This is a genomic window from Streptomyces sp. (assembly GCF_036566765.1).
Taxonomy (GTDB): domain Bacteria; phylum Actinomycetota; class Actinomycetes; order Streptomycetales; family Streptomycetaceae; genus Streptomyces.
Window position 1 is genome coordinate 1 of record NZ_DATCVQ010000239.1, and the last position, 5,123, is coordinate 5,123.

The 5,123-nt window shown below is 66.8% G+C and carries 4 protein-coding genes; 3 read left to right on the top strand and 1 reads right to left on the bottom strand.

Annotated elements, in window-relative coordinates; translation table 11 throughout:
• Positions 1–631 precede the first annotated feature (631 nt).
• The 3 genes from VIU94_RS13540 (at position 632) to VIU94_RS13550 (ending at position 3,826) form a co-directional block, all read left to right on the top strand.
• Positions 632–2,200 carry a helix-turn-helix domain-containing protein gene (locus VIU94_RS13540; RefSeq protein ID WP_331911076.1) on the top strand — a complete coding sequence of 523 codons (1,569 nt, stop codon included), beginning with the start codon at positions 632–634 and terminating at the stop codon, positions 2,198–2,200.
• Positions 2,200–2,796: a hypothetical protein gene (locus tag VIU94_RS13545; protein ID WP_331911078.1), complete on the top strand. Its 597-nt coding sequence runs from the start codon at positions 2,200–2,202 to the stop codon at positions 2,794–2,796. Before VIU94_RS13540 ends, VIU94_RS13545 begins: the two co-directional genes overlap by 1 nt.
• A gap of 832 nt (positions 2,797–3,628) precedes the next feature.
• A complete protein-coding gene (locus tag VIU94_RS13550) occupies positions 3,629–3,826 on the top strand; it encodes a hypothetical protein (RefSeq protein WP_331911080.1) in 198 nt (65 codons plus the stop codon).
• 469 nt (positions 3,827–4,295) lie between these two features.
• On the opposite strand, the gene VIU94_RS13555 is transcribed toward VIU94_RS13550, so the two are convergent.
• Positions 4,296–4,457, bottom strand: a complete 162-nt coding sequence (locus VIU94_RS13555; protein WP_331911082.1) for a hypothetical protein — start codon at positions 4,455–4,457, stop codon at positions 4,296–4,298.
• Positions 4,458–5,123 lie beyond the last annotated feature (666 nt).

Here is a 5,123-nt window from a genome sequence, read left to right on the forward strand (position 1 = left end):
TGGTCTCTCCTGTCAGTTGACGCAGCAACAGAGACCGTAGCAGATAGTTTCGTTGCGGACGATTGGTTTGGGGTTCCACTTGCCGGGCCTACCTGGACCCCCCTCAGGGTCGGTGGTCGCCATCGCCTCGCGGCATTCCTCGAGCTCACGGTGCCGACACGCCTGGTCCTCGACCCACTCAGCCGATGATCCGCGCAGATCGACACAAAATGACCTGGCATCCCAGCACGTCAACGGCTTGCCATCCGACGGATGCACTTCGACGGAACCGTGGCTCGTCGGTCTCGGCCGGCCGGTCAAGACTGCGGAGGAAATGCCACGTTCGTGAGACTGAGCAGCTGTGCCATCGATCTGAGACGGCGGAAGAACTGCTGGTCAGCGAGCGCGGCATGTGCCACGAGCGGCGAGACCCTACACCGCGATCACCCGTGATCGCGCCCCTCTCCCCGCCTCCGAGGGAGCTGATCGGCTCTCAGATCGCCGTACAGCGCCCCCGGTGGGCGCGCCGGACGCTCGCGCTGTCTCGCTCGGCACTCCGTCGGCCGCGGCTGCCCGGCCTCACACCCCGAATCCTGCGACTGATTGCGCATTCTGTATGCGGAATTAGTATTGAATCGACTATGGTTGCACCATGATGGGTACCGAGGAACTTCTCAGGCTCACGGTCGCCGCCTTGATGACGCGGACCGGTGAGCGGCAGGGCGACCTCGCCGACGGGCTCGGCCTGTCTCAGGCGCAGGTCTCCCGCAAACAGGGCGGCCGCCAGCACTGGTCGCTGGAGGACGTCGACCTGCTCGCCGCGCACTACCGTCTGCACGCCCTGGACCTGCTGGCCGGGCCCACACACGCGGTCGGCGTGCTCCACGGCGCGATTCCCGGCCTGCGCCCCGCCGACGCCGTCACTCCTGCCTCCGCCACGCAGCCGGCCCTCGCCGTCGCCCCGCTCCCCACGGTCCCGCCCGTCCCGCCGGCCGCGGCGCCGCCCGCGCGACCGTGCGTCCTGTGCGGGCATCCGACCAGCGACGAACTCGAAAGCTTCCCCCAGCACTTGAGCGCCGAGGAATGCGCGGCCGCCGTCGCCGCCGCGACCCCGGAACCGGTACAGGCCCCCACCCCGCCGGCCCCCGAACCGGGCGAACAGCCCGCGCCGGTCGCCGAGTCCGAGCAGACGGCGCCGGCCGAGCAGCAGCCGGCCGCGCCGCCTGCACCAGCACCGGCGCCGCCTGTGCAGCGCAGCACCCGCGTGTATGCCTCCGGGAGGCTGACCGACCGGATCACGGACCGGGTGCGCGACGTCCTGGAGGAGTGCGGCAGCGACCTCGACGCCGCACTCGTCGCGCTCAAGAAGGGCGCGATCCCGGACGTGATGGGGCTGTTCCAGGCGTCGCGGGTCGGCGGCCGATACGAGCATTCCGAGTTTCCCCCGACCGCCGACATCCTGCAAAAGCCGTCGCAGAAGGGCGCTGACAGGATCTGGGAGGGCCGCCCGAAGTGGCGCAACCCCGAGATCCTCGCCGCGGCGAAGAAGGGCGCGCAGCTCGACGTCACGGCGCTGGACATGAACGCGGCCTACCTGTCCGCGCTCAAGACGTGGCTGCCCATCGGGCAGCTCCGAGAGGACACCAGCGGCGTGCATGACCCGAAGAAGTCGGGCGTTCACCTCATCACCCCGGCCGAATGGCAGCACGACGACCTGCCCAACCCCCTCGGCGCCCGCATGGAACCGGGCGAGTTGTGGGTCAGCGAGCCCACGCTCAGGCTGCTGCTCGACTGCGCCCGCGAGGGTCTGGCCGAAGCCCCAGTAATTCACCGGTCCCTCGTATCCGGCGCCAGCGAGGCCCTGTTGGAAAAACTCCGCAGGGCCCTGGCCGAAACACGGAAAAACGCAATTGCCGAGGGTGACCAACTCACCGTGGAGTACGTGAAATCCATGTACTCTAAGCTGGTGTCCACCATCGGCGAATCCACTGCAAACACCGACCTCCGCCGACCGGACTGGATGCACATCATCCGCGCGAAAGCATTCGCGAATCTCTGGATGAAAGCCAACAAGGCCCACAAGGCAGGACTACAGGTCGTGGAAGTCTCCGGCACGGACGAACTCCACGTCATCGGAAATTGGCGATCGGTGTTCTCCGAGGGACGCGACCTGAATCAAGTCAAGGAAAAGGACGTCTACACCCTGGGGGGTAAGCGCTGATGGCCGGATCTCCAGACCTGTGGACCCGATGGGGAGAGTGGCAGAACAAGAACGCCCACGGAATGAAGGGCGGCGAGGCCCTGATCCAGGAACTCAACCGGATCGTGCACTCCTCCGGCATCGCCTCGCCCGTCACCACCACACGCGGCCTGGCCGCACGCCTGCGCTACCTTGACAGCGACGCCGGCCGCGCCGAGCTGGCCGAGCAAGGCGTGACGCCCCGCGCCCTGCGCTCGTGGATGGAAGGCAACGTCACCCCGTCCCCGAAGAGCCGCGAGCGGATTGACGCGGCCTACTGGGTCCGCCGCCGCGCGAACCTTGTGCGCTCCGGATGGCTCGCCCGACACCTCGACAACAACGGCCAGGGCCGCCGCATGGAGATCTACCCCGTCAACCAGAGCGGCGTGGACGAGAAGTACCGCCGCGCCCTGAGCGACCGCTCTATCACCGTCCGGTACATCTGGTCCGACCTGGTGGACGCGTGGGCCGACCGCAATGAGGACCTGGTGGACGAGATCTGGGACGACGTCATCAGCGACCTGGACTCCGACTACAACGCCTACGCGTACGTCTCTGCAATCGGCATCGGAGCCTGAGCCGAAGCGGCCGCTCGCCCGACATTGAGGAAGGGAAGACCTCATGACCCGCGATCCTGACTGACGACCAGTACGCCGCAGCGCTGAACGCGGCCAGCTCAGTGCCCACACGGGGCACCGAGATCGGCCACCACTGGATCGCCGCCACCATGTCCGCCACGCTCGCGGCGGTCGGGCTGCTCGCCCCGCCACCTACCCCGGACCCCGACACGTGTACCGCAATGTTTCGCGGACCCGGACGGCGACTGATGGCAGTGCGGCGACGTCCCCGACCACGACGGCGACAGCCACGACGCCGGCGACTGGGGTTGGAGTGACGCCGACCCGAACACCGACACCATCCCGCGCCGCACGGTCTGACTACGGGCGGGTACCCCGGGTACCCGCCCGTAGCGCCCCATGACTGCGCCCCGGCCGATCCGGCCGGGGCGCAGTCGTCGGTGCGTCGGCTCAGTGCTTGCTTCAGCGCTCGTGGGCGGCCTGACGGGAAGTGCCGAGGGCCTGCGCGATCTGCTCGCCGGGTGACTGCTTACCTGAGCTGGACTGTTTCGTTGCTGCTGGACGACACAATGTCGTCTCGTCCCTCCGCCAGAGGATCAAGATAGAGGCCCTTGCCAGCGACTTGGCGTTGTCCCTACGTTTAGAGGCCTCCTGCGTCGCCTCTGCCAAAGCGCCAAGGCGACACTCGGGAGGTCGTGTCAGAACACCTATCTCAGTAGGAGGGGTTGCGCCACGCGACAACGGCGCTCTAGGTCCAACGGACCGTAGGGCGCTCTCATACAGAGACGACCTACGTCCAGAAGACCACCCCTCTCCCAAGGGGAGTCTGCAAGTGGACTGGATCACCGCCGCTGGGCTGACGATCATGGCCGTCTTGGTAACCATCAGTCAGGTGCTCGGCCATGCCGAGGCGCTGTCCGACAAGGTTTGCAAGGCCATCATCGCTGGCCGGAAGGTGAAGGACGAATGGAACCGTCCGAAGAAGCAGATCAAGAAGCCGCGCGAGAAGAAGTCTCGGGACGCGTCATAGATGCGCAGGAAGACGGCATCTAGCCTCCACTCGGCTCTCTAGTGATCATTGCTACGTCTACGAACATGCAGATAAGAGATTGCTGTAGGAGTTCCCCGTCCGTGGCAGTGCCCCTGCGCGGACGGAACAGTTGAGGGCCCTCACCCGGAGGGCCCTTTTTGGTTGGTGTCCGACCTAGGACTACGAGACCTAGAGCCCTTTTCGTCTGGTGTTGCGGGGCTCCCCCCCGGCTCCTCCACCGTGCTCATCGCCCGGCGCACTGCCGGGTCTCTCGACACCTGGAGGACCGTTGAAGGCGATCCCACCCTGCTGCCCTCGTCGCCACCGTTGCGGTCCTCGCAGCCGCGTTCGTCGGCCTGATCGCGCTCCTCCGGCCGCGTCTGGTGCCGGCGCTCAGGCTCGCGGCCGCCGCCGGCTTCGACATGCGGCGCTCCTGCTCACCACCACCTGACGCCAGGCCCGTCGCGGCCTAGTCCGTGGGCAGTCGCGTCGCGAGGGTGCGCGCCAACTCGCTGGCGGCGTGCCCCTCTGGGGTGTCGTCCTCGAACCACAGCAGCAGCTCGACCGCGTGCCTGGCCTCGTCGAGCGTGACGAGCGGCTGTCGGGTCTGGTCGGGGTACGTACCGGTCACCGGCGGGGAAGACGTCCACCTCGGATCAACTCCCTGCCCGTGCCAGGGACACGGCCCGAGGGTCAGCCGCGCCCGGCGGGCGAGTTCGGGTCCGCGCGTCCGCCGGGCGCGAGCACGCTGCGGTGAATCTGCGCCCCCGGTCGAAACGTCCGGGGGCGCACGCCTTTTTCGTCCGGTGTTTCTGATTCCTTTTCAGGCTCCTATCTGTGGGGTTGTTTTGGGTGTTTCCAGTTTTGGTATGTGGGCTCTGTTTGCTGGGCCATGGGTGCTTGTGTTTTTGGTATTGGGTCAGTTCTGGTTTCAGTTTTGGTATTTGGTGTCGAGCTGTTCTGAGCGCACCGGCCCCCGGCCCCTTCCCTCGTTGCTGGCCTTGTTTTGGTATAGACCACTAACTATGGGATGATAGAGGGTCAGGTTACGTTGGGTGGTGTGTCGTGGGAGGGCCAGTAGGCTGGACAGCCCCTCGGATCGTGTGCATCCTGTTGCTGAGAGGGAGCGCGCAGCGCGACCGGAGGAGCCGAGAACCTAGGGCCCCGCAGGGGCCACGGAGGGCTGGAATCCGGACCGGACGCACCGTCAAACACCCTCCTGATCAGCTAAAATAGAGCACCAGCAGCGTGCGAGCAGCCCGCAGAACAACGAGCCGGCCGCACCGCGGAGCCGAGG